Genomic DNA, 1,040 nt, shown 5'->3' with positions numbered 1-1,040 from the left:
GCGCAGGCTAGGCGACCTAGGCGGTCGCGAGAACCCGGGCCTTGAGGGCCTCGTACTCTGCGGCGGTGATCGCGCCGGAGTCGAGGAGCGCCTTGGCCTTGGTGATCTCCTCGGCCGGGCTCGCTCCCGCAACCGTCTGGATGTACGACTCGGTCGCGTGCTGCGCCTCCTGGACCCGTTCGGCCTGACGCTCCGCCATGCCCTGGCCGCGGACGATGAGGTAGATCAGGGTTGTGAGGACCGAGGCGACGACCAGGGCGATGAACCAGAGCGCCTTGGCGCCGCCCCCGAGGCTGCGGTCGCGGAACAGGTCGACGATCACGCTGAACAGCGCGAAGAAGTAGGCGATGGATGCGAAGACCCAGAAGAAGAGCAGGGCGACGTCCCAGATGTTGTGAACAAGATCCACGGTATTCCTCCAAAGAATCGCGGAAAGCCGCGTCTGGCGCGTGCTGCGGCCGCGCGCCGAGGAAAACCTAGCAGCGGGTGAAGTTCGCCCGGGAGTCTATTCGGCGGTCAGGTGTGCGAAAAAACGACCGAGCTTGTCTGCATAAACGACACCGCAAAAACGGCACTGTCAGCCGAGATCGAAGGTGACCCCGGTCAGCCCTTCGCTTTCCTCCCACAGGCGCACGGCATCCGCTCGGTTGCCGGCCCGCTCGGACCGCCCGACCGGATGCGGGTGGCCGTGCTGCTCGCCGAAGCCGTCGGGCCCGACGAAGGTGTTACCGGCAAGCCCCGGCTCGGTCGCGGCGTAAAGCGTGGGCAGCGCCCCCATCTCGGCCGGCTGGGCGAGGACCCGGTTGGCGAGAGCCGTCAGGCGGCGCTCGAAGCCGCTGCCGCGCATGCTCGCGCCGACGGACTGCAGGTTCGTGCTGGCATATCCGGGGTGGGCGGCGAGGGCAAAGAGGGGCGTCCCTGCTGCGTCGGACCGGCGCTGCAGCTCGCTCGTGAAGAGCAGGTTGGCGAGCTTGCTCTGGCCGTACGCATCCCAGGCCTTGTATTTCTGCTCGCCCATCAGGTCGTCGAAATTCATCCGG

1 protein-coding gene and 1 pseudogene are annotated in these 1,040 nt (G+C 67.2%); both read right to left on the bottom strand.

Going from position 1 to position 1,040, the window contains the following annotated elements; translation table 11 throughout:
* Positions 1-16: 16 nt before the first annotated feature.
* The gene (locus tag QN350_RS19665; protein WP_322138622.1) at positions 17-409 is read right to left on the bottom strand and encodes an SHOCT domain-containing protein; all 393 of its coding nucleotides are present in this window, start codon (positions 407-409) and stop codon (positions 17-19) included.
* Positions 410-577: 168 nt separating this feature from the next.
* Positions 578-1,040 (bottom strand): annotated as a pseudogene (locus QN350_RS19660) (oxidoreductase); the annotation flags it as partial.

Origin of the sequence: Cryobacterium sp. 10I5 (assembly GCF_035019865.1) — a bacterium.
GTDB lineage: Bacteria > Actinomycetota > Actinomycetes > Actinomycetales > Microbacteriaceae > Cryobacterium > Cryobacterium breve_A.
Note: the sequence above shows the minus strand (reverse complement) of the source record. Positions and strands in the feature narration are given on the sequence as shown.